The 22464-nt window shown below is 65.3% G+C and carries 20 protein-coding genes; 6 read left to right on the top strand and 14 right to left on the bottom strand.

The genetic code is table 11. From position 1 onward, the window contains the following. The first annotated feature begins 294 nt into the window (after window positions 1–294). The gene (locus tag J3S28_RS12165) at window positions 295–1518 is read left to right on the top strand and encodes a DUF222 domain-containing protein (RefSeq protein WP_207840929.1); all 1224 of its coding nucleotides are present in this window, start codon (window positions 295–297) and stop codon (window positions 1516–1518) included. Between the two features lie 271 nt (window positions 1519–1789). Here the strand turns inward: J3S28_RS12165 and J3S28_RS12170 are convergent, their stop codons facing one another. From J3S28_RS12170 to J3S28_RS12205, 8 genes are all read right to left on the bottom strand, one after another. Next, on the bottom strand, window positions 1790–2764 hold the full coding sequence (locus J3S28_RS12170; protein WP_207840931.1) for a 2-hydroxyacid dehydrogenase: 975 nt from the start codon (window positions 2762–2764) through the stop codon (window positions 1790–1792). Between the two features lie 16 nt (window positions 2765–2780). Then, window positions 2781–4136 (bottom strand): glucarate dehydratase, encoded by a 1356-nt coding sequence (gene gudD / locus J3S28_RS12175; RefSeq protein WP_207840933.1) that lies wholly within the window; start codon window positions 4134–4136, stop codon window positions 2781–2783. Between the two features lie 26 nt (window positions 4137–4162). Next, window positions 4163–4879 carry a sulfite exporter TauE/SafE family protein gene (locus J3S28_RS12180; RefSeq protein WP_207840935.1) on the bottom strand — a complete coding sequence of 239 codons (717 nt, stop codon included), beginning with the start codon at window positions 4877–4879 and terminating at the stop codon, window positions 4163–4165. After that, window positions 4876–5940, bottom strand: coding sequence for an ABC transporter ATP-binding protein (locus J3S28_RS12185; RefSeq protein ID WP_207840937.1), 1065 nt, complete (start codon window positions 5938–5940; stop codon window positions 4876–4878). The genes J3S28_RS12180 and J3S28_RS12185 overlap by 4 nt, the downstream gene beginning before the upstream one ends. Further along, complete coding sequence (locus tag J3S28_RS12190) at window positions 5933–6955, bottom strand: ABC transporter ATP-binding protein (RefSeq protein WP_207840939.1); 1023 nt, start codon at window positions 6953–6955, stop codon at window positions 5933–5935. The genes J3S28_RS12185 and J3S28_RS12190 overlap by 8 nt, the downstream gene beginning before the upstream one ends. Then, window positions 6952–7968 (bottom strand): ABC transporter permease, encoded by a 1017-nt coding sequence (locus J3S28_RS12195; protein ID WP_207840941.1) that lies wholly within the window; start codon window positions 7966–7968, stop codon window positions 6952–6954. The genes J3S28_RS12190 and J3S28_RS12195 overlap by 4 nt, the downstream gene beginning before the upstream one ends. Before the next feature lie 9 nt (window positions 7969–7977). Continuing rightward, a complete protein-coding gene (locus J3S28_RS12200) occupies window positions 7978–8904 on the bottom strand; it encodes an ABC transporter permease (RefSeq protein ID WP_084836180.1) in 927 nt (308 codons plus the stop codon). Window positions 8905–9007: 103 nt separating this feature from the next. Then, complete coding sequence (locus tag J3S28_RS12205; protein ID WP_207841388.1) at window positions 9008–10567, bottom strand: ABC transporter substrate-binding protein; 1560 nt, start codon at window positions 10565–10567, stop codon at window positions 9008–9010. A 382-nt stretch (window positions 10568–10949) separates the two neighbouring features. On the opposite strand from J3S28_RS12205, the gene J3S28_RS12210 reads away from it, so the two are divergent. Then, window positions 10950–11972, top strand: a complete 1023-nt coding sequence (locus J3S28_RS12210; protein ID WP_207840943.1) for a 2-hydroxyacid dehydrogenase — start codon at window positions 10950–10952, stop codon at window positions 11970–11972. Continuing rightward, window positions 11969–12364 carry a universal stress protein gene (locus tag J3S28_RS12215; protein WP_207840945.1) on the top strand — a complete coding sequence of 132 codons (396 nt, stop codon included), beginning with the start codon at window positions 11969–11971 and terminating at the stop codon, window positions 12362–12364. The genes J3S28_RS12210 and J3S28_RS12215 overlap by 4 nt, the downstream gene beginning before the upstream one ends. Before the next feature lie 7 nt (window positions 12365–12371). On the opposite strand, the gene J3S28_RS12220 is transcribed toward J3S28_RS12215, so the two are convergent. The 4 genes from J3S28_RS12220 to J3S28_RS12235 form a co-directional block, all read right to left on the bottom strand. Next, complete coding sequence (locus J3S28_RS12220; RefSeq protein ID WP_084892130.1) at window positions 12372–13265, bottom strand: LysR family transcriptional regulator; 894 nt, start codon at window positions 13263–13265, stop codon at window positions 12372–12374. A gap of 84 nt (window positions 13266–13349) precedes the next feature. Then, a complete protein-coding gene (locus J3S28_RS12225; protein ID WP_207840947.1) occupies window positions 13350–14621 on the bottom strand; it encodes a glucarate dehydratase family protein in 1272 nt (423 codons plus the stop codon). Beyond that, the gene (locus J3S28_RS12230; protein ID WP_207840949.1) at window positions 14621–15556 is read right to left on the bottom strand and encodes a 5-dehydro-4-deoxyglucarate dehydratase; all 936 of its coding nucleotides are present in this window, start codon (window positions 15554–15556) and stop codon (window positions 14621–14623) included. The genes J3S28_RS12225 and J3S28_RS12230 overlap by 1 nt, the downstream gene beginning before the upstream one ends. A gap of 46 nt (window positions 15557–15602) precedes the next feature. Next, window positions 15603–17201, bottom strand: coding sequence for an aldehyde dehydrogenase (NADP(+)) (locus tag J3S28_RS12235; RefSeq protein WP_207840951.1), 1599 nt, complete (start codon window positions 17199–17201; stop codon window positions 15603–15605). A gap of 235 nt (window positions 17202–17436) precedes the next feature. Here J3S28_RS12235 and J3S28_RS12240 point away from each other — a divergent pair, with 235 nt between their 5' ends. Further along, window positions 17437–18777 (top strand): WS/DGAT/MGAT family O-acyltransferase, encoded by a 1341-nt coding sequence (locus tag J3S28_RS12240; protein WP_207840953.1) that lies wholly within the window; start codon window positions 17437–17439, stop codon window positions 18775–18777. Window positions 18778–18807: 30 nt separating this feature from the next. Here J3S28_RS12240 and J3S28_RS12245 read toward each other — a convergent pair whose 3' ends face one another. Both J3S28_RS12245 and J3S28_RS12250 read right to left on the bottom strand, forming a co-directional pair. Continuing rightward, a complete protein-coding gene (locus J3S28_RS12245; RefSeq protein ID WP_207840955.1) occupies window positions 18808–19551 on the bottom strand; it encodes a hypothetical protein in 744 nt (247 codons plus the stop codon). Between the two features lie 39 nt (window positions 19552–19590). Further along, window positions 19591–20172, bottom strand: coding sequence for an HhH-GPD-type base excision DNA repair protein (locus J3S28_RS12250; protein WP_207840957.1), 582 nt, complete (start codon window positions 20170–20172; stop codon window positions 19591–19593). 129 nt (window positions 20173–20301) lie between these two features. Between J3S28_RS12250 and J3S28_RS12255 the strand changes: the two genes are divergently transcribed. After that, window positions 20302–20814, top strand: a complete 513-nt coding sequence (locus J3S28_RS12255) for a hypothetical protein (protein ID WP_207840959.1) — start codon at window positions 20302–20304, stop codon at window positions 20812–20814. 152 nt (window positions 20815–20966) lie between these two features. Continuing rightward, window positions 20967–22463: a sugar porter family MFS transporter gene (locus J3S28_RS12260; RefSeq protein WP_207840962.1), complete on the top strand. Its 1497-nt coding sequence runs from the start codon at window positions 20967–20969 to the stop codon at window positions 22461–22463. Window position 22464 lies beyond the last annotated feature (1 nt).

Here is a 22464-nt window from a genome sequence, read left to right on the forward strand (position 1 = left end):
GTGCCAGTAATCGCGTCGATCGTGCCAGTAATCGCGTCGATCGTGCCTTTGTCGACGTCGATCGTGCCCTTTGCGAGTTATGCAGCAGCGCAACCAGTTACCCGCGCGAACAACCGGTTTCACTGTCTTAGGTCACTGATAACCTTCAATCGAAGGCACTGTGCCCGAGTCGAGTCAGTGTGTGGTGTCCCAGATTCTGTTGACTGCCAGTAGTATTCATCCGTTCGGACCACTTGCGAACATATGTTCGAACGGTTAGATTGGTGTTAGTCGATCGACCTGGGGAGGGGTTCGATGAACATCCGCGCCACTACTGAAGACATGATCGGTCTGGTGGTACCAGACGATCCCGGTGACCTGGCGTCACTGACGAAAGACCTGATCACCCTGCGCAATGCCACCGAGTCGAAGCTGTCGGTCTGCGCGGCGATGATCGACCGGCTCGGGTTCGCGAAGAAAGCCGGCACCACACCGTCGAAGTGGCTGCAAGACAACGGCGCCGCCCCAGCATCAGCATCACGCTGGCTACGTATCGGCGCCGGCGTCGCGACGCTCGATCGCACCGCCGGCTACTTCCGGGACGGATTCCTCTCCACCGAGCACGTCGACGCCGTGGTCAAAGGGATCAAGCAGATCAACGACCGGTCAGAGGCCGCGATCACCGACGAGGAACGAGTCGTCTTCGAAAAAAAATTGTTGACTCACGCCATCTCCGGAGCGCGGCCCACCGAGATCGAGAAGATCGCCCAGGGTCTGGGAAACCAAGTCGCCCACGACACCGGCGGACCCACCCCGGCCGAGGATCCCGCACTGAACAAACTCGACTACGCGTTCAGTGAGGGACGGTTGGTGGGTCGGTTCGATGTGGATGCGCAGATCGGGGAGAAGCTGTACGCTGCGCTGGACCTGTGGAGCCGGCCACGCCCAGAGCCTGATGGGTCTGATGATGCCCGCAGCGACACCCAGCGTCGCGCCGACGCCCTGCATCGACTGCTCGACAGTGGTGGCGGTGCTGGTGGTGGCGGCGACGGGCTGATCTCGGCGCCGCGGACCGAGGTGAATGTGTCTGTCCCCGCCGATCACCCCGAGCGTGCGACGCTGGCGTGGATGGGCCCGATCACCGAGGACCTCGCGAAATTGCTGGCGTGTGATTCCTCGATGGCATCGGTCATCCTCGACCAGCATGGGGTGCCGATCGACATGGGACCCTCCACACGCCTGTTCACCGGCGCTGTTCGCAAGGCGATCATCATCCGCGACCAATGCTGGGTCAAGTGGGGGGCGCCCGTGAGCGCAGGATGGGCCGCGCGGGATGCAGTGAGGAACGAGGGAGCGCAGCGACTGAGAGACGAGGGAAGAGTGCGCATGAAGGCCCATCCCCAGCGAACAATAGATACAGCATGGGAAATCACCATGGGCTCTGATGGGCACCCGTGGCTGATCCCGCCCGCCGAGATGGATCGGCAACGAAGACCCCTACCCGCCTACAACAGGCGAACCATGACACTCGCAGCCTGACCTACCTACACAACAACTTCCAGACCGCTCGACCCCCGCGCACCCGAGAACGCATCGGGACCGCGCACGCAAATTGACAACTCCACAGTGTGAAACGCACGGTGCTGCCGCCCGGATGGGCCGGACGGCAGCACCACGGTCTCCGCCCTGTTTTCGGACGAACCGCACGAGATACGACTCGAGTGAGCTGGTCAGGGGCTTCGCTACTCCGTCGGCACTGGAGCGAATGTTCCCGGTATCAAAAGCACGGTCAACGCGCGAAATGGCACGATCAGCGGACGGTGCGGGCCAGGGTCAGACCGCGGTCGAGGCGGCGGATGTTGTCGGCGATGTCGCGGACACGCCCGACGAAGGTGTCTCTGGTGACCCCGGACGAGTGCGGGGTCATCAGCAGATTCGGCAGCTCGGCGAACGGCAGGTCGCCGGGATCGCCGTTACCGTTTGGACCAGGGTAGGAGTACCAGACATCGATGGCGGCGGCGCGGATGACTGTGCGATGCAACGCATCGTAGAGCGCATTCTGTTGAACGAGTGGTCCGCGCCCGACGTTGATCAGGACGCCGTCACTGCCCAGCGCCTTGAACTCGGTTTGGCCGATCATCCCGCGGGTGTGGTCATTGAGGGGTGCGGATACCACCACGACGTCGGATCCGGTCATCAGACGGCCGAGATGGCTTGCGTCACCGCTCCAGGACAGGCCGGCGGCCGCAGCGTCGACAGTGCCGCGGCCGGTGACCGCAGACCCGGTACATCCCAGGCCGCGGAGCAGATTCCAGCTCTTCGACCCGATGTGCCCGAACCCGACGAAGCCGATGTGAGCGTCCTTCATCGACAACGGCTGGGGGAGGGAGTCGTCGTAGACGGAACTCGACCACTCGCCCTGTCGCAGCGCCCGGTCCTGGGTGAGGAATCCGCGCCGCAACAGGATCGCGGTGGACAGCACATACTCGGCGATCGAATCCTCATGGTGAAAGGTGTTGGCCACCTTGGTACGTGGATCCAGGGACGCGAAGGCGACGTTGTCGGTACCTGCCCCGGCAACATGGACCAGCTGCAACCGGGGTGAGGCGGCCGCCATTGCCGCGGTGAACTTGCCGCCGACATAGACGTCGGCCGTACCCAGGTCCGCGATGATCGCCGCTTCGTCGAAGGTTTCGTGCCAGATCAGGTCGGTGTGCGCCGGAACCAGGCTCTCCAGGAGCTCCCGGTGGGGCAATAGGTTTCGATCGCCGATGACCACGCGCATGCTTGTCCCGATCTGTTCAGGCCCGCACGAGTGCGGGTCGTTTGCTGTCGAAGGTCCAGTTGGGAATCAGGAATTGCATACCGACCGAGTCGTCACGGGAACCGAGACCCTCTCGCAGGTACAACTCGTGGGCGGCCTCGACCTGGTCCATGTCGAGGTCGACGCCCAGCCCTGGTCGGTCGGGGACCGAGAGGTAGCCGTCCACGATCTCGAAGGGTGCTGTGGTGATCCGCTGTCCGTCTTGCCAAATCCAGTGGGTGTCGATGGCCGTGACGTCGCCGGGGGCCGCGGCTGCCACGTGGGTGAACATGGCCAGCGACACGTCGAAGTGGTTGTTGGAGTGCGACCCCCAGGTCAGGCCCCAGGCATCGCACAACTGCGCGACGCGCACCGATCCGGCCATCGTCCAGAAGTGCGGGTCGGCGAGCGGGATGTCGACGGCCCCCGACCGGATGGTGTGGCCAAGCTCGCGCCAGTCGGTTGCGATCATGTTGGTGGCGGTCGGCAGCCCGGTGGCCCGTTTGAACTCGCTCATCACCTCGCGGCCAGAGAAGCCGCCCTCTGGTCCGACCGGATCCTCGGCGTAGGCGAGCACATCACGCAGGCCGCGGCAGGTCTCGATCGCCTCCGAGAGGAGCCACCCACCATTGGGATCGAGGGTGATCCTGGCCTCGGGAAACCGTTGCGCCAGGGCGGTGACAGCTGCCGCCTCATCGGGAGGGGTGAGCACGCCGCCCTTGAGTTTGAAGTCCTCGAAACCGTAACGGGATTGCGCGGCTTCGGCGAGTGCGACCACCGCCTCCGGGGTCAACGCCTCCTGGTGCCGAAGCCGAAACCAGTCGTCGGTCTCACCGGCACCGTCGGCATAGTCGAGTCCGGTCTTGTTCCGGTCGCCCACGAAGAACAGGTAGCCGAGCGCCTGCACCCGATCACGGTGTTGCCCTTCACCGAGGAGGGCGGCCACCGGAACGTCGAGGTGTTGCCCGAGGAGATCGAGCAGGGCGGATTCCACGGCCGTGACGGCGTGGATCGCGATCCGGAGGTCGAACGTCTGGTTACCGCGACCCCCGGCGTCGCGATCGGCGAAGGTGCGTCGCATGTCGCCGAGAACCGCGTTGTGGTCGCCGATTTTGCGGCCGACGACCAGTTGCCGGGCATCGTCGAGCGTCTGCCGGATCGGCTCGCCGCCGGGTACCTCACCGACACCGGTGTTGCCGTCGGAGTCGGTGACAATCACCAGGTTTCGGGTGAAGAACGGCGCGTGCGCACCGGACAGGTTGAGCAGCATGCTGTCGCGGCCCGCGATAGGGATCACGCGCATGTCGGTGACGACGGGCGCGCCGCGGTTTGCCGAGTTCGGGTGTGTGGTCATTCCTGCGGCCTTTCGGGTGGTGGTGATCAAAGAATTTGTTGTCCGATGAGGAGGACGGCCCCGACGGATGAGATCCCGATCGAGAGCCACCGCAGACGAGCCGGGTCGAGGATCCGATTCACGAAACGCGATGCGACGTAACCCAGAACGGTGGCCGGGATGAGCACCACGAACATCTCGGTGTTCTCCCGCTCGATCGCTCCGGCGGCCGCAAGTACGGCGATCGACATGATCGAACCGACGAGGAAGAAGGCGCTCATATTGCTGCGGAGCCGGGCACCGGTCGAGCCTTGCAGCACCAACGCCATGGGTGGGCCGCCGATGGAGGTCGCGGTCCCGAGCAGTCCCGAGGCTGCGCCTGCCGTCGCCAGGTTCCGTCGCAGCGGTTGCGGCGCCCACCCCATCGTCGCCATGACGACGCCGGCGAGCACCACCGCGGCGAGCAGGATCGACAGTCCCCGTTCAGGCAGGAACAGCAGCAGCGCCGCGCCGGCGAGGGTGCCGGGCACCCGGCCGGCCAACGCCCAACCGGTGCCACGCAGGTCGAGGCTCTGCCGCTCTCGCAGCACCACCAGCAACGTGACGACAACCGCCGACATGATGAGGGTGCCGGGGATCAGACTGGGCTCGACCAGAGCCACGATCGGGGCCGCGAGCATGCCCATCCCGAATCCGATCGAGGCCTGCATGCAGGCGGCGGCGAAGACCGCCAGTGCCACCAGGCAAAAGGCGGCGGCGCTCACCCGACCGCAGTGGGTATGCCCAGCGATACCGAGCCCCGGGGATGGAAGCACTCCGCGATGTGCGAGGGTTCGCTCAGCTCGGCCCGGATCGACTTGCCCGGTGCCACATCGGTCGCGACGGGTGGCGCCGACTCCGCGCATTCGGCCGTGGCATGCATGCAGCGAGTGCGGAATCGGCAGCCCGACGGTGGATTCAGTGGCGACGGGACCTCGCCGTCGAGGATGATGCGCGTCCGGCGGGTGCTTGGGTCGAGCGTGGGGGCCGCTGACATCAGCGCTTCGGTGTACGGGTGCAGGGGTTTGTCGAAAACTGTTTCGGTCGGTCCTGTTTCGACGATCCGTCCGAGGTACATCACCGCGACGCGGTCGGCGACGTGCCGGACAACCGACAGGTCATGCGAGATGAAGATGTAGGAGATCCCCAGTTCCTTCTGCAGGTCGTTGAGGAGGTTGAGCACCTGCGCTTGGACGGAGAGGTCGAGTGCGGAGACGGGCTCATCGCAGATGACCACCGACGGGTTGAGGGCGAGCGCGCGGGCGATGCCGAGCCGTTGCCGCTGACCGCCTGAGAACTCCTGCGGTGAGCGGTGCTCGTCGCTCGGTCGCAGTCCCACCAGGTGTAGGAGTTCGCGGACCCGGGCAGCCCGGTCGCGCTTCGACTTGTAGAGCGTCTTGTGTGTCCGCCACGGCTCGGAGACGATTTCCGCTGCTGTCATCCGGGCGTTCAGGGAGGCGTATGGATCCTGGAAGACCATCTGGACGCGGCGCCGCAGGGCGAGCATGTCCTTGCTACCTAGGGTGTAGGGATCGATTCCGTCCCAGCTGACCGTGCCGTCGTCCGGACGCTCCAACATCATCAGGGTCCGGGCGAGCGTCGACTTGCCGCAACCGGATTCTCCGACGAGGCCGAGGGTCTCGCCGCGGGCGAGATCGAGGCTGATTCCGTCCAGCGCGCGAAGCTGCGTCTTCCCGTCCTTACCGGCGGGCACCTTGAACGTCTTGGTGAGATCCCGAACCTCGAGGACCTTCGCTTTCTTGGCGACTTGGGTTGATTCAGGCATTGCCGACCTCCTCGGTGAAATGGCACGCTGCCGAGCGTTCGGTGTCGAGCGACAGCAGTGCGGGACGCGTGGTGCGGCAGATGTCTTGTGCCAGTGGGCATCGCGCTTGATAGACGCATCCGGTGGGGATCGAGTGCAGATCCGGCGGGGTGCCGCCGATGGACTTGAGATCCTCGCCCCGCTTGGTGTGCACTGGCACCGAATCGAGCAGGCCCTTGGTGTACGGGTGACGGGGATTGGCAAAGACCTCCGAGACCGGCCCGGTCTCGACGACGTTGCCCGCGTACATGATCGCGACACGGTCGGCCTGCTCGGCGACGAGTGCGAGGTCGTGGGTGATCAGGATGACCGCCATGTCGAACTCGGTCCGCAGATTCTGCAGCAGCGACATGATCTGCGCCTGCACGGTGACGTCGAGTGCGGTGGTCGGTTCGTCGGCGAGTAGCACCTTCGGACTCAGGGCCACGGCCATGGCGATCAGCAACCGTTGCCGCATACCGCCCGAGAACTGGTGCGGGTAGGAATCGATCCGCGACTCCGGTTCGGGGATCCCGACGTGTTCCATCAGCCGGATCGCCTCGCGCCTGGCGGCTTTGGCCGACAACTTGCGATGGATCCGGAACGGCTCGGCCAGTTGTGTCCCAACCGTGTACACGGGGTTGAGTGCAGTGAGAGCGTCCTGGAAAACGATCGCCAGTTCGGTGCCAGCGACTCGACGCCGCGTCCGTTTGCTGGCCGTCGTCAGATTGGTCTCGCCCAGAAGCACCGTCCCGTCGGTGACGTCGGCGATGGGATCGAGCAGCCCGACCAGCGCCTGAGCGGTCATGGACTTGCCGCATCCGGATTCGCCGAGCAGGGCCAGGGTCTCACCACGGCGGGCGATGAACGACACGTGGTCGACGGCGCGCACGACACCGGTCGGCGTACGCAGATCGACAGTCAGATCCGAGACATCCAGCGCGATCCGGTCGTCGGCGGCGGTGGCGGTCGGGTTGTCGATGGCGGGAGCACTCATGCGACTGCCTTTCGTGAGGAGAACAGACGGCGGCGGGCACGCGGCACCGTCAGGCGCCAACGCTGACCGGGATCGGTGGCGATGCGGGCCCACGCCGCGAGGATGGTTGCCGACACGGTGGTCACCACGATGGCCAGTCCGGGGAAGAACGAGAGCCACCATGCGGTCTGCAGATAGGTGCGCCCTTGCGACACCATCAGGCCCCAACTGATGTCCGGGGGCTGGATCCCGATCCCCAGGAAGCTCAGTGACGACTCGGCCAGCATCACGAAGCAGAAGTCGAGGGTGGCGACGGTCAGCAGCGTCGGGAGCAGGATGGGGAAGACGTGCGAGCGGATGATCGATCCGCTGCTGGCCCCGAATGTTCTTGCGGCGTCCACGAATATCCGGCTCTGCAGTTCAGCCGACTCGGCGCGGGCGGTGCGCAGGTAGATGGGGATCCGGGTGAAGGCCAGCACCAGCACGATGTTGGCGGCGCTCGGCGAGAACACGTAGAGCACGACGACCGCCAGGAGCAACGACGGGAAACTCATGATGACGTCGGCGACCCGCATCGCGGTGGTCTCACGCCAGCCGCGGTGGTAACCGGCCCACATGCCGATCACCGATCCGATGATGCCCGAGATGACCACTGCGGGTAGCGCAACCATCATCGTCGTCTGGCAGGCCACGATCAGTCGGGCCAGCATGCTGCGGCCGAGCGGATCGGTACCCAGGACGTTCATCCAACCGGTGTCGAGATTGAACGGGGCCAGGTTCGACTCGTCCAGATTCTGGTCGGTCGCGGCACCGCCGACCAGCCACGGCCCGAAGACCGCGACCAGTAGGACGAAGGTGAGGATTCCCGCGGCGACGGTGGCCATCGGGTCCCGCAACAGCAGACGCCAGAGCGGCATCTTGCCGGACGGGACCTTGCCGGTGGCGACGGAATCGCCGGCGAGGTCGGTGGGTGCGACCAGAGACCCGGTGGGGTCGGTGACGGTGGACTCGGTGGGTCCGGTGGCAATCGACATGTCGTTCTCCTAGACCTTGACCTTTTCGCGGACCCGCGCATCGAGCAGCGCGTATCCGGCGTCGATGACGACGTTGAGAATGAAGATGCTGACTGCAGTCAGCAGCACCGCGGCCTGCAGCACCGCGAAATCGCGCTGCAGGATCGAATCGATCATCAGCTTGCCGATGCCGGGCCACCCGAAGATGGCCTCGACCACCACGGCACCGTTGACGAGGGCGACGGCGAGATCACCGGCGACGGTGAGAGCCGGCGCGGCAGCGTTGCGTAGGGCGTGGTGGGTGACGACCCGGAAGTCGCCTGCACCCTTGCTGCGGGCGAGTCGGACGTAGGGTGCCGACAGCGCCTGCACCATCGCTCCGCGGACGACCTGGGTCAGAACACCCAGCGGCCGGATCAGCAGGGTCGCGATCGGCAGGATCCAGGACAAGGTGCTGCCGGTGCCCGAGGTGGGCAACCACCCGAACACCACCGCGAAGATCCAGATCCCGGTGATGGCGAACCAGAAGTCGGGGACGCTCGCCGCTGTCATCGACAGCAGTGACGAGAAGCGGTCGGCGAGGGAGTTCGGGCGCAGGGCCGCCCAGCATCCGAGGATCACTGCTCCGACAATGGCCAGCAGCATGGTGAAGAACGCGAGCTGCAGGGTGGCCGGGAACGCGCGCAGGGCCATTCCGGCGGCGGACTCCCCGGTACGCAACGACTCGCCGAAGTCCAGGTGGATGACGCCACCTAGATAGTCGAGCATCTGGTTCCAGACGGGCTTGTCGAGGCCGTTCTCGGCGGCGAACTCGGCGCGCTGGTCGGGAGTGGCGGAGACCGGTAGGTAGAGATTGGTGGGATCACCGGTCAGGCGGGCGAGCAGGAAGACACCGAAGAGGACGACCAGTAGTGGGATGAGGCTGGTGTACATGCGGCGTCGCAGGAAGGCGAACATCTCTCACCGCTTTCTCGGTTGAGTGGGACTGGTCATGACGGTTCCTTCTAATGGGCTGCAGAGCGCAAATGGGGTGCAGAGCGCAAGTGGGCTCACGGCGATGTCAGTCGTTGCCGGATGCGGTGGCGTGGGTCATCTCGGCCAATCGCATCTCGTCGCCGGTCGCGGAATTGGGTTGGTATGCAACGGTCGGCGCCTTGGCGAGGACGGCGTTCATGTGCGCGATGTAGGCATACTGGCGGATCAGGCGTGGCTCGTCGGCGAGCACCGCCGCGAACGCATCCTGGCGAGCGTCGCCGATCTGTTCCTGAGCGGTCTCGATCTCGCGGTCGAAGGCGGCGGTGCCATAGGTGCTCTGGTAGCCATCGCTGAGCAGGTATTGCTCTGCGGTGAACTGGGCGTCTCCGGCCTGGTTTCCGTGCTGGATCATCAGGATGACCGGGCCCTCGTCAGGGAAAGGGCGGATCTGGTACAGCATCTGTCCCGAGGTGTCCATCATCTCGATCTTCACGTTGAGACCGGCCTGGTCGAGAGAGTTCTGGATGACCTCGATCGTCTCGTTGATCTTGGGGAACATTCCCGTCCGCCCGATCAGTTTGATCTGTTTGTCGACCGGAACACCGTCGGCTTTCGCTTCTGCCACAAGCTCTTTCGCCCGAGCCAGATCGTAGGCGGTGGGCGTGATCTCGTCGTTGAATCCGACGATGCTCGGACCGACGAGTTGCGACGCCGGATCTCCCAAGCCTCGGAACAGGGCCTTGATGATGCCGTCACGATTGACCGACAGGTCGATGGCCTCGCGGACCCGGTAGTCGTCGAGCGGTGGTTCGTCTGCCTGCATCCGCAGCGCGGTGGTCTCGTTGTTCGGGTAGGAGACCCCGAGATCGCCGGCACCGTCCTCGGGGCCGAGGTAGGTGGCGATCTCCGCCTCGTCGTTGGTCACCATCGCGGCCCGAACACTGCCCTCGGTGCGCCACTGGTACACCGCGCGGGTGTATTCCGGTGCCGGACCGGAGTATTCGGGATTCAGTGCGAGTGCCAGCTTCTGGCCCGCGTCCCAGTAGTCGACAAGGTAGGGCCCGGTCCCGATCGGGATGCGTACCTTGTCTCCTGCATCGGTGGTGGTGGGGACCATCTCGATGAACGAGATGCGCAGCGGCAGAATGGGGTCAGGCGTCGGCGTGGTGACGGTGACCGTGGCGGGATCGGTGGCCTCGACGACGAGCTCGTCGTCGCCGAAGACGTATCCGTCTACTTCGCATCCGATCGAGGAGTTGATGGTGCGGTTGATGGAGAAGGCGGCGTCTTCGGCGTCGAACGTGGTGCCGTCGCTGAACTTCACTCCCTGGTGGATGCGGAAGGTCCACGTGTTCGGCGAGGTCTGCTCCCAGGAGTCGGCGAGCTTGGGTTCGAGGTCGCCGCTGTCGGGGTTGCGCTCGATGAGCGGTTCGGTGATGTTGGAACGGACCACTGGCCCGGTGGCGGTCAGCGAGGCGTCGCACGGTTCGAGTGTGGGCGGCTCCTGCGGGAGCACGATGCGGAGGGTGTTGGGGTCGGCGGCGTCGGTCTGTGTCGTGTTGGCGACAGAACATCCGGTGGCGAGCGCGGCGACTGCGGCGGCAGCCACGACAGCGCGCAGGGTGCGTCGGGAAGCCGGCTGCATCGGGGCTGCGGCGTGCATGGTTCCTCCGTTGTGAAGATGAATCGCGTCGGTCATACGACGCTGCCGTTTGTGACGGTAGCCACAACGTAGGAGGGCTCCGAGAACGCGTCAACAGGCCAAAACGCCTGGAAAAGGCTCTTTTGGCCGATGATGACCATCTCCGAGGCGCCGAACTGGTGACTTGAATCACTGTAAATATACTGCGTGACCAGCCGATTCTCCGAATGGCCCGACACGTCCGACGAGCGGTGCCGAGTGAATCATGCCGTTTGGGTATCAGTTGATGTTATTTACGAGTTGGACAGGTATTCCTGAAGCGGCATACCGTACCTGTAGCCCAGTGGTGGACCACGATGGTTCTGCCCTGCCGTCAGGAGGCGCGATGGTGAACGCAGCAACAGCCGCGACAAGAGATGCGAAATCGGTTGTGAAACAGGCTGATCGGGTGCTCCAAGTCGGCCCACTGAAGCCTTCACTCGCCACGTCGCTGGCCGTCGACCACGACGCGATCCTGCTGCCCACCGATGAGACCAGGGCCGCGTTCCTCGCCGAGCACGGAGACGCTGTTCGCGCCGTTGTCACCTCGGGACGCACCGGAGTCGACGCCGCTCTCATGGCGGACCTGCCGAACCTCGGCGCGATCGTGCATTTCGGTGTCGGCTACGACACCACCGACGTCGAGCTCGCGGAACAGCGCGGCGTCGGGGTCAGCAACACCCCTGACGTCCTGACCGACTGCGTGGCGGACACGGCCGTGGGGCTGCTCATCGACACCCTGCGCGGCTTCTCCGCCGCAGACCGCTTCGTGCGGGCAGGCCGTTGGCCGAGCGAAGGCAACGTCCCGCTGTCCCGCAAGGTGAGCGGATCCCGCGTCGGCATCATCGGTCTCGGCCGGATCGGCGCAGCCATCGCCGACCGGCTCGTCGGATTCGGCTGCGACATCGCGTACCACAACCGCAACGAGGTCCCGGGTTCGCAGTTTCGATACGCAGCGTCGCCAATGGAACTGGCGGCGTCGGTTGATGTCCTGGTGGTCGCGGCCTCCGGGGGCAAGGGCACGCGAGCGCTGGTGGATCGGGAGGTCCTCACGGCGTTGGGTGCCGACGGGTTCCTGATCAATGTCGCCCGTGGCAGCGTCGTCGACGAGGCAGCGCTGGTCGAGATGCTCACCTCCGGCGGTCTTGCCGGTGCCGGCCTCGACGTGTTCGCCGACGAACCGAATGTGCCGGCCGAACTCCTCGATCTCGACAACGTCGTGCTCTTGCCCCATGTGGGTAGTGGGACCACGCAGACCCGTGCGGCGATGGAGGCGCTGACGTTGGCGAATCTGAATGAGTATCTCGAGCGCGGGACACTCACAACCCCTGTGCTGCAACCGAAGTCCACGTCAGGAGTGCACTCATGAGCGTCGTCTTGAGCTATGTCTCGTCCGTCGAGGGCCGCGGTGCGCTGAGCTTCGGCTTCGCGGAGGCTCGAATGCGTGGCACTGATCTCCTGGTCATCGCCGAGGACGACAGCGCCGCGACGCCCGAGTTCGACCTCGACCTGACCGCCGCTCGCCACGCCGCCGACGCGACGGACGTCGTGGTCAAGCTCGAGCCGAACGACCCGGATCTGTCCCATGCCGACAACCTGATCGATGCGTCGTACCGCGACGACGTCGAGCTGATCGTCATCGGCATCCGCCGCCGCTCGCCCGTCGGAAAGCTGTTGACGGGCAGTGCGATGCAGCGGGTCCTGCTCGATGCCCAGTGCCCGGTGACCGCAGTCAAACCCCCGGTGCGCTCAGCCGTCTGACCGGGGGTCAGATCCATTCCCGTTGCGGCAGCACGTCTTCCATCAGTCTGGCCAGGGCCGGGTTCTGATTGTCCGGGCGCCAGGCGGCATTCATCTGCACCGGCCGGTCCCGCACCGACGTCACCTCTTTGAACACCACACCCTCGGGGTGCATGGTGGCCGCCGACTCGGGCACCAGCGCCATCCCCAGGCCGGACCGGACGAGGACCAGCATCGTGTGCACCTGCGTCACGTACTGGACGTACCTCGGTGTCGCGCCGACGATCGTGAAGGTGCTGATCAGCAGTTCGTGGAAGTACCTGGCGTCGACAGGGGAGTACATCACCACCGGTCGGTTGTCGAAGTCCTCGATCGTCAGATGCTCGGCGTCGACCAGTTCGTGGTCGGTGGGCAGCGCGGCGATCAACCGCTCGTGATGAATGGGCCTGCTACTGATCCCTGGGCGCGTCATGATCGGCCGGACAAGCCCCAGGTCGAGTTCGCCTCCGGACAGCGACTCGATCTGGGCAGACGAAACCATCTCGCGGAGGACCAGCTTGACGTCGGGGAGTTTCTCACGCGCAGTCGACAGCAGCCTGGGCAGGACGGCGTGCGCCGATGCCCCGGTGAAGCCGATGATCACGGTGCCGAGGTCGCCGGCGGGTACCCGTCTGACGGTCAGCACCGCACTCTCGGACAGGCGGACGATGCGACGGGCGTCGGGCAGAAAGGCCGTACCCGCAGCCGTCAGCGTCACCGAGCGGCTCGTCCGGTCGACGAGCTGAACGCCCAATTCGTTCTCGAGCTGCTGGATCTGTCTGCTCAGAGGCGGCTGTGTCATGTGCAGGCGCTCGGCGGCCCTACCGAAGTGGAGTTCCTCGGCGACGGCGATGAAGCACGTGAGGCGGGCCAGCGAGAACATTGATCCACTCCTGGTATCGGAAGGAGACGCGTACGCGTCCCAGTGGATCAATGTATGCGCCTCTTCGGGCCGCGGAGCGCCGAGCTACCAGCGCGGGCAGGTGTTCTCGAACGACGGGTCGATCGATTTCATGTACCCGGTGTCATCGCGATCGCGGATGCCGCAGTCGAGATACTGCTGGTGGAGGACAGAAAGCGCGTCCTCGTCGAGCTCGACTCCGAGTCCGGGAGCGGTCGGGACCGGCACCGCGCCGTCGACTATGGACAACGCGCCGGGTTTGATGACGTCCTCGCTCTTCCAGGGCCAATGGGTGTCGCACGCGTACGAGAGATTCGGCGTCGCCGCAGCCAGGTGGACCATGGCTGCGAGGCTGATCCCCAGATGCGAGTTGGAGTGCATGGACAGTCCGAGGCCGAAGGTGTCGCAGATGCCGGCGAGCAGTCGCGATCGCTGCAGGCCACCCCAATAGTGGTGGTCGGAGAGCACCACAGACACCGAGTTCTGGCGTACGGATGGTTCGAGTTGATCGAAGGCGACGACGCACATATTGGTGGCGAGCGGCATCTTTGCCTCCGCGGCAACCTCGGCCATTCCTTCGAGTCCCGGTGTCGGATCCTCGAGGTACTCCAGCACTCCTGCGAGTTCGGACGCCACGTGAATCGATGTGTCGACCGTCCAGGCGGCGTTGGGGTCGAGCCGCAGCGGCAGGTCGGGAAAGGCCACGCGTAGCGCCTTGATCGCGGCGATCTCCTGCTCGGGAGGGAAGACCCCGCCCTTGAGCTTGATCGCCGTGAAGCCGTACTCGGCGATCATGCGGCGTGCCTGGCGGACCAGACCTTCGGGATCGAGGGCGCTGCCCCAACTGTCTGGTTCGGCACCGGGATGCGCGGCCCACTTGTAGAACAGGTACGCGCTGAACGGCACCTCGGTGCGTACCGCGCCGCCCAGCAGATCGGACACCGGTCGACCCAGCGCCTTGCCCTGCACGTCGAGACATGCGACCTCGAATGGGGAGAGGACCCGGTCGGTCGTACTCGCGGTGGTGATCATCCCTGCGACGCCGTCGCCGCCGGTGACCGTGAGGGTATCGAGCACGGCGTCGATCGCCTGCCGGATGGCGCCCAGGGCGAACACATCCTGACCGACGATGGCGTCGGCAGCCGCCTCGAGCCGGGCCAGGTGGGCGGTGTCGGCATAGGTTTCACCGAGCCCGACCAGTCCGGCATCGGTGTCGAGCTGGATGATCGCCCGCAGCGCGTAGGGCTGGTGGACGCCGACCGTGTTCAACAGCGGCGGGTCGACGAAGGCCACCGGGGTGATACGGGCCCCGGTGATCCGAATCGGTGCGGCGCTCATCAGACCGCGACTGCCGACGCGAGTGCACTGTCCAGGACTGCACGTCCCGCCGCGGTGATCTCGACCAACTCCTGCTGGTGTTCGGGAGTCAAGGCCACGAGGGGTGCGCGCACGGGTCCGGCGTCGATGCCTTCCATCGTGACACCGAACTTCACCAGCGAGACCGCATATCCCGGAACGAGATTGCGCAGGCGAACCAGGGGATGGAAGAAGTTGCGCAGCAGCGCTTCCGCGAGCTCGTCGTCGCCGGACTCGAGTGCGTTGTAGAACGCCAATGCGATCTCGGGTGCGAACGCGAATGTCGCCGACGAGTACAGGGTCACGCCGATCGCGCGGTAGGCCTGCTGGGTGATCTCGGCGGTCGGCAACCCGTTGAAGAAGAGGAACTCCTTGCCGGACGGCGCCAACGCATCCTTGACCGCGATCACGATGCGGGCGACGTTGTCGAGATCGCCCGTGCCGTCCTTGAAACCGACGACCGTCGGCAGCTGCGCAACCTCCACCGCGGCGGCCTCGTTGTAGACGGCTGTGCCGCGGTTGTAGACGATGAGCGGCAGGTCGGTGGCGGCAGCAATGGCGCGGGTGTACTCGACCAGGCCGGCAGGCGGCATCGTGACGAGGTACGGCGGTAGCAGCAGGATGCCGTCCGCACCGGCGGCCTTGGCGCTGACCGCGAACTCCTTCGCCTGCACCAGCGAGCCGCCGGCACCGGCGAACACCGGCACCCGACCGGCGACGACGTCGACGGCAGTGGCGACGATCCGGCCGAACTCCTCGAGTCCGAGGGCGTGGAATTCCCCGGTCCCGCAGGCGATGAACACTCCGCCGGGACCGGCCGCGACGCCCTTCTCGAGGTGTTGCGCGAGCAGCGCATAGTCGACGTCGCCGGCCGGCGTGAACGGGGTGACGGGGAAGAACAGGACTCCGTCGAGCATGGGGGTATCTCCTTGATGTGTGGGGGCTGATCGAGCGGGGGTGAGGTCAGTCCTGGACGAGGCGGCCGTCGATGCGGCGCCACAGGCGATCGGGGTTGCCGTCGGCGATCGCAGACGGCAACAGAGCGGGTGGGACGTCCTGATAGGCGACCGGGCGCAGAAAGCGTTCGATGGCCAGTGATCCGACTGAGGTACTCCGGGAATCCGAGGTCGCCGGATACGGGCCTCCGTGAACCATCGCGTGCCCGACCTCGACCCCGGTGGGCCACCCGTCGAACAGGATTCGCCCGACCTTGAGTTCGAGGACGTCGAGCAGGGCCGCGGCGTCGTCGGTGTCGGCGTCGTCGGCGTGCACCGTGGCGGTGAGTTGCCCCTCGAGTGCTGCGGCCACAGTGCGGACCTGCGCTGCATCGGTGCACTTGACCACCAGACTCGCCGACCCGAACACCTCTTGCTGCAACACCTCTGATTCGAGAAAGGTGTCGGCGTCGGTGCTGAACACCGCTGCGCCACAGCTGTTCGGCGCGCCGGAGCCTGGAGCCTGAGCCTCGATCGTCGACGCGGACGAGAGGGCTTCGACGCCGGCCGAATACGAGCTCGCGATGGTCGGGGTGAGCATCGGGGTGGGAACGGTGTCGGCGATCGCGGCTCCCGCGGCCTCCACGAACGTGGTCAACCCGGGGCCGTCCACGGCGATGACCAGCCCGGGGTTGGTGCAGAACTGACCCGAGCCCAGCGTCAACGACCCGATGAAGGCCTTGCCGAGCTCTGCTCCACGAGTCTGCAGCGCATTGTCGAGGATGAATACCGGGTTGATGGAACTCATCTCGGCGTAGACGGGGATCGGCTCGCGCCGGGCAGCTGCCGCGGCCACAAGAGCTGTTCCACCGGAACGGGATCCGGTGAATCCCACGGCCTTGACCCTGGGGTCGGTGACGAGTCGTGTGCCGAGGGTCGGACCGAACCCGTACAGGAGGGAGAAGGTGCCCGCAGGCATGCCGGTGGCGGCGATGGCATCGGTGATGGCGCGGCCCACCAGCTCGGAGGTGCCGGGATGGGCGTCGTGGGCTTTGGCGATCACTGGGCATCCCGCGGCGAGCGCCGATGCGGTATCGCCGCCGGCAACCGAGAAGGCCAGCGGAAAGTTGCTGGCGCCGAAGACGGCGACGGGCCCGAGTGGGATCTTGCGCTGGCGGATGTCGGCGCGCGGCAGGGGAGAACGATCGGGCTGCGCCGGATCGATACGTGCTCCGTTCCAGCCCCCATCGCGCAGGACTCCTGCGAACAATCGCAGCTGGCCGGACGTGCGGCCGACCTCGCCGGTGATGCGTCCGATCGGGAGGCCGGACTCGGCGACCGCCCGGTTGATCAGGGTGTCCCCGAGGGCTTCCAGATTGTTCGCGATGGCTTCGAGAAAGCCCGCGCGGGTCTCCGACGTCGTCGCGCGGTAGTCGTCGAAGGCCGCTGCTGCGGCTGAGCAGGCGCTATCGACATCCGAATCGTTGCCATAGGCGTAGCCGGGCTCGAGCACGTCATTGGTCGACGGGTCGAGTCCACGGATCGTTTCGCCGCTGCCGGTCACGAAAGTGCCTGCGATGATCATCTGCCCGGTCAGGGCGTCGGTCCGTTTTACCGTTGCTGTCATGGTCGATTCCTTGCGTTGTCGATGCGCGTGCTCTCGTTGCCGACTCTGATCACGCCCGGGAAACCCAGAAGCGTGACCTGAGTCATAACTCTGACCGTAGGAGGCGGATTCATTCCTGTCCAAGTCAAATGTGCCGATCTTCAATAGCTCTATTGAATCGACGCACGTCAACGCCCCAGCGGTACGCCTAGGAGAATTGGGTTTGCGATCGTGTGCCCTGCGGTAGGTTTCCCTCATGGAGCGAATGTCGCCGGCCGACGCCCAGATGTACTGGATGTCGGAGAAGATCCCCAACGACCAGTTTCTGGTCTACGCGTTCGACCGCGCTCCGCAATCTCTGGAATCGGCAATAGATTTCGTGATCGAGCGAGCCGGATCGATCCCTGATCTCCGGCTTCGGATCGCCGACGTCGACTGCGCGCTGGACTACCCGTATTGGGTCCGGTGCGATGCCGACTGGGACCAGGTCATCGTTCACGACCTCGAGGATCCGACCTGGGGCAATTGCCTCGACGAGATCGCCGGGCTCGCGGATGCGCAGCTCGACCCGCGCCAGAAGGCGTGGCGACTTCACGTGTTCACCCACATCGCCGACACCCCGCACTGTGATCACTCGGCGACTGTCGTCGTGCTGCAGATCTGCCACGCCCTGGCCGACGGTAGGAGATCCTCGGGCCTGGCCCGCCTACTGTTCGGCCCCGTCGGGCCAGAAGGTCCAGGGCCGGGGCGCACCGAGCAGGCCTACTCGGCGGTGCAGGCCGCTGCCGTGGCGGCTCTGCGGTTTCCGATGCAGATCGGCTCGCTGGGCTGGCGCGGCCTCAACGCTGCGCGCACGCACCGTCGACTCGTCGACGACATGGTCAAAGGTCGTGTGCCGCAACAGGCCAAAGGTCGGCCGCTGCTGCTGACCAACACCCGGCCCGAGGGTGTGCGGACTGTACGCACCCTCGTACGCCGCCGGGACGACTTTCCAGGGCCGACTGTGACGGTCAGTGCGCTCACGGCGATCTCACTCGGACTCTCGGACTATCTCCGTGAGTGCGGCGAGGACCCGACGACGCTCGGTGCCGAGGTGACGATGGCCAAGTCCGGTGCCGCACTGTCTCGCAATCACTTTCGGAACGTCGGCATCGGCCTCTATGCCGACACCGCCGACCTGGGAGTTCGGTCGAGGCACATCGCGGATGCCCTGGGACAGCGGCAGTTGCGTAACAATCACCCGGCGCTGCGCGCGGGTGACGAGGCGTTCGCGGCAGTGCCCGCACCCCTGCTGCGATGGGGCGTCGCGCAGTTCGATCCGACGCACGTGCCTGCATCGGTGACCGGCAACACCGTCGTCTCCAGCGTGAACCGCGGCGCTGCCGACCTGACTTTCGGTGACGCCCCTATCGTGTTCACCACCGGTTTTCCCGCGCTCTCCCCGGTGATGGGGTTGACCCACGCCGTGCACGGTATCGGTGACACGGTCGCGATCAGCGTGCATGCCGCAGAGTCCGCTGTCGGCGACATCGACAACTACATGGAGATTCTCGGAGCCTCGATCGCCTGGAACCACATCGTCTCGAGTAGTCGGTAGTCGCCTCCGCAGTACTTGCGCGGCGGCGCCTCAGTGTTCGCCGGTGCCGTTCTTGCTCCGGACGAGGCGTTTCGGCAGCTTTCCGACGAGTTCACCGAGCGGGGTGACGGCCACGCTGAGCGTCTCGGCGGCGTCGTTGAGTTCGTCCACCGTCGATTGGAGCTTTTCGATGCTCGGCGCCAGTTGGCCGATCATCTCGACCAGATCCGAGAGCCGGTCGATGGGGCCGCCAGGCGCGATGGTGCGCTCGAGCGCTCCGTTGTCGCCCACGAGTTGCTCGAGCAAACCTTCATCCGCGGTGAGGCGGTCCAGGAAACCCTCGTCCTCGGACAGCCGGTCCAGCAGGCCGCCTGACTTCGTGAGCTTGGCCAGGACCCCGTCTTCGGCCAGCATCCGGTCCACGGGTCCATTGCGGGAGAGCAGACGATCGAGCGGTCCGCCCGCCTCCGTCATCTGATCCAGCACTCCGTCGTCGGCCAGTACGCGTTCCACCAGCCCGTCTTCGGCAAGTAACCGATCGAGTGGACCGCCGCGGGCCAGGATCCGGCCCAGCGAGCGGTCTTCTTCCAGCAGCTCGCCGAGTTGGTTGAGCAACTGCAGGGGACTGCGAAAGGCCGGACTGTCCCGCAGACCCATCGCCGCGGAGATCTCGTAGTGCACGTTCTCGACGGCGACACGGCTCAGGGCCACACTCGCCTCGACGGCCGACAGTGCTGCTCCCGCTGCCGCGAACCCCAGCCGAGTTGGGATCTCGATCACCAATTTGGCATCCATGGCCTCAGCCTAAGGCGTTGCCGTAGCCCCCGGGCACATTCACCCGGCTTTGTCCTTGGCGGCGGCTTTCTGTTGCTTCTTGAACTCACGGACCTCTTGCAAGGTGGCGTCGTCTACCACGTCAGCGACGGAGCGGCGGGATCCCTCGTCTCCGTAGTGGCCCGCAGCTTCCCGCCAGCCCTTCGGTTCGACGCCTACTTGCTTGCCGAGTAGTGCCAGGAAGATCCGTGCCTTCATGTCACCCCACCCTGGCAGCGCCTTGAGCCGCTTGAGCACGGTCTTGCCGTCCGGGTCGCCTTCGGTCCAGATGGCCGACGGCTTGCCACCGTAGTTGTCGACGATCACGGTCGCGAGGTCGTGGACGCGCTTGGCCATCGACCCCGGAAATCGGTGAATCGCAGGCGTCACCGAACACAACGCCACGAACTCGTCCGGATCCGACTCGGCGATGCGGTGGATGTCGAAACCATCCATCCGCTCAGCGATTTTGTGCGGTCCCTTGAACGCCGCTTCCATCGGATATTGCTGATCGAGGGTCATGCCCACGACGAGCGCAAAGTCGTCCCTCGACAACAACTCGTCGGCCGCAGGGTCTTGTGCGATGCAGATCTGGCGGGTCATGTCGCTCTCCAAACGCCGTTCGGACACGTCGCGCTCCAGCGTATAGGGCAGTTTCCCGGCACAATCCATCCCTCGACTGGTTCAATGCTGGCAGGAAACACACTCGGCTCGGGGATGAGGGAGTTCGCGGTGGGAATCGGAGCAATCAGAAGTACGGCACGGAAAATGATGGTGGGGGCCGCGGTCGCGGGGGCGGCTGCCGCGATGACGGTGGTCGGAGTCGCGCCTGCCGCTGCCGAACCCAACCTGGTCGACACCATCAGTTGCAACAGTGCCGATCCGTGGGGTCCTCCAATCAGCAACGGCAGTCCGCTGCCCATCAACATCGACCTCTACAACAACGTGCAGTTCCCGAAAGACGGTGCCAGGGGGCCGGTGCTCTACCTCAGTGCCAACAACCCGCGAGCTGGTTTCCTCTTCGAATACAACGTGGAGTCGACCGTCACCTGGGTGAACACGACCACGGGCGCTCGAGGCACGGTGATCATCCCGGCCCGTGGACGTTCGGCGAGCTGGGAGGGTTCTCTGCGAACGGGCCATGGTGCCGTCCAGTTCACCGTCCACCAGAAGATCGGCGCGCTCGCCTTCTTCCCGATGGTGAACCCGCAGTACTCCTCGTGCGGGGGAGCGGCCACCGTCTAGCCCGCTGGGAGGGCCGGGCCCGGGTGTTCGAATTGTGACCGACTTTCTCTAGAGGACTTGCGAACTGGCCAGGCGCCGAGGAGTAACGTCACGCGAAGGTGCCTGACGCCGGTAATGACGCCGGCCGCCGATCGGAAGGTGGGTTCCCCCCGATGTCCACAGATGCGAGCAAGAGTTCGCCCTCGCCACAGGTGGGAGAGGCTCACGTAGCCAAGGTGATCGGGGTGACGGTGGCAGCCGCCGTCGGCGGTTTCCTCTTCGGTTTCGACAGTTCGGTGGTCAACGGCGCCGTCGATTCGATCGGCACCCATTTCGAGCTCAACGACTTCATGAAGGGCTTCTCGGTCGCGATCGCCTTGCTCGGTTGCGCGCTCGGCGCGTGGTTCGCGGGCCGTCTCGCCGATATCTGGGGCCGCAAGAAGGTGATGCTGCTGGGCTCGTTCCTGTTCATCGCCTCCTCGATCGGCACCGGCCTGGCCTGGGCGGTGCCAGATCTGTTGATCTGGCGCGTCATTGGCGGTCTCGGTATCGGTATCGCGTCGGTCATCGCGCCCGCGTACATCGCCGAGATCGCACCGGCCCGCTATCGCGGGGCGCTGGGATCGTTGCAGCAGCTGGCCATCACGATGGGTATCTTCGTCGCCCTGCTCTCCGACGCTTTGCTCGCCGACAGTGCCGGGGGTGCGGCCAACGATTTGTGGTTCGGCATCGAGGCGTGGCGCTGGATGTTCATGGTCGGTGTCATCCCGGCGCTCATCTACGGCATCCTGGCGTTCCTCATCCCGGAATCCCCGCGTTACCTCGTCGGTAGCAACATGGACGAAGAAGCTGCCCGGATCTTGACCGAGGTCACCGGTGAGGCCGATCCGCTGGAGCGGGTGAAAGAAATCCGGTTGACCCTCAAGCGCGAATCGAACGTGTCCATCAAGGACATCCGCGGGCCGTCGTTCGGTCTGCACCCGCTGGTGTGGGTCGGTATCTGGATTGCGATCTTCCAGCAGTTCGTGGGCATCAACGCGATCTTCTACTACTCGACGACCCTGTGGCAGTCAGTCGGTTTCAGCGAGAGTCAATCGTTCAAGACCTCGGTGATCACCGCTGTGGTGAACGTCGTCATGACCTTCGGCGCAATCCTGTTCGTGGACCGAATCGGCAGGCGGAAGCTCCTGCTGATCGGTTCGGTGGGAATGTTCATCGGATTGGTGCTCGCCTGCGTGGCGTTCACGCAGCAGCAGGGCGCCGGCGACGACATCTCATTGCCCAAGACCTGGGGTCTGGTGGCGCTGATCGGTGCCAACCTGTTCGTCGTCGCGTTCGCGGCAACCTGGGGCCCGGTCATGTGGGTGATGCTGGGTGAGATGTTCCCGAACCGCATTCGCGGTGTGGCGCTGGGTGTTTGCACCGGAGTGAACTGGCTGGCCAACTTCACGATTTCGCTGCTGTTCCCGCAGCTGAACGAGACGCTCGGCCTGGCATGGATTTACGGTTTCTTCGCCTTCTGCGCGTTCGCCTCGTACTTCTACGTCCAGATCAAGGTGCCCGAGACCAAGGGTATGGAACTCGAGGACATGGACACCTTGGGCGACGTCGAAGCAGCTCTGAAGGCCGGCAAGGCCGCCGACAAGGCAGCGGCCAAAGATCTGAAGTAAC

Source organism: Williamsia soli (genome assembly GCF_017377795.1).
Taxonomy (GTDB): Bacteria; Actinomycetota; Actinomycetes; order Mycobacteriales; family Mycobacteriaceae; genus Williamsia; species Williamsia soli.

Excerpts from the sequence above, each read along its gene's own strand:
- gudD (WP_207840933.1), bottom strand. The coding sequence starts at position 4,136 with ATGACCACACACCCGAACTCGGCAAACCGCGGCGCGCCCGTCGTCACC.
- J3S28_RS12220 (WP_084892130.1), bottom strand. The coding sequence starts at position 13,265 with ATGTTCTCGCTGGCCCGCCTCACGTGCTTCATCGCCGTCGCCGAGGAA.
- J3S28_RS12210 (WP_207840943.1), top strand. The coding sequence starts at position 10,950 with ATGGTGAACGCAGCAACAGCCGCGACAAGAGATGCGAAATCGGTTGTG.
- J3S28_RS12250 (WP_207840957.1), bottom strand. The coding sequence starts at position 20,172 with ATGACCCGCCAGATCTGCATCGCACAAGACCCTGCGGCCGACGAGTTG.
- J3S28_RS12235 (WP_207840951.1), bottom strand. The coding sequence starts at position 17,201 with ATGACAGCAACGGTAAAACGGACCGACGCCCTGACCGGGCAGATGATC.
- J3S28_RS12230 (WP_207840949.1), bottom strand. The coding sequence starts at position 15,556 with ATGCTCGACGGAGTCCTGTTCTTCCCCGTCACCCCGTTCACGCCGGCC.
- J3S28_RS12205 (WP_207841388.1), bottom strand. The coding sequence starts at position 10,567 with ATGCAGCCGGCTTCCCGACGCACCCTGCGCGCTGTCGTGGCTGCCGCC.
- J3S28_RS12190 (WP_207840939.1), bottom strand. The coding sequence starts at position 6,955 with ATGAGTGCTCCCGCCATCGACAACCCGACCGCCACCGCCGCCGACGAC.
- J3S28_RS12195 (WP_207840941.1), bottom strand. The coding sequence starts at position 7,968 with ATGTCGATTGCCACCGGACCCACCGAGTCCACCGTCACCGACCCCACC.
- J3S28_RS12185 (WP_207840937.1), bottom strand. The coding sequence starts at position 5,940 with ATGCCTGAATCAACCCAAGTCGCCAAGAAAGCGAAGGTCCTCGAGGTT.
- J3S28_RS12215 (WP_207840945.1), top strand. The coding sequence starts at position 11,969 with ATGAGCGTCGTCTTGAGCTATGTCTCGTCCGTCGAGGGCCGCGGTGCG.
- J3S28_RS12240 (WP_207840953.1), top strand. The coding sequence starts at position 17,437 with ATGGAGCGAATGTCGCCGGCCGACGCCCAGATGTACTGGATGTCGGAG.
- J3S28_RS12165 (WP_207840929.1), top strand. The coding sequence starts at position 295 with ATGAACATCCGCGCCACTACTGAAGACATGATCGGTCTGGTGGTACCA.
- J3S28_RS12225 (WP_207840947.1), bottom strand. The coding sequence starts at position 14,621 with ATGAGCGCCGCACCGATTCGGATCACCGGGGCCCGTATCACCCCGGTG.
- J3S28_RS12200 (WP_084836180.1), bottom strand. The coding sequence starts at position 8,904 with ATGTTCGCCTTCCTGCGACGCCGCATGTACACCAGCCTCATCCCACTA.
- J3S28_RS12170 (WP_207840931.1), bottom strand. The coding sequence starts at position 2,764 with ATGCGCGTGGTCATCGGCGATCGAAACCTATTGCCCCACCGGGAGCTC.
- J3S28_RS12260 (WP_207840962.1), top strand. The coding sequence starts at position 20,967 with ATGTCCACAGATGCGAGCAAGAGTTCGCCCTCGCCACAGGTGGGAGAG.
- J3S28_RS12245 (WP_207840955.1), bottom strand. The coding sequence starts at position 19,551 with ATGGATGCCAAATTGGTGATCGAGATCCCAACTCGGCTGGGGTTCGCG.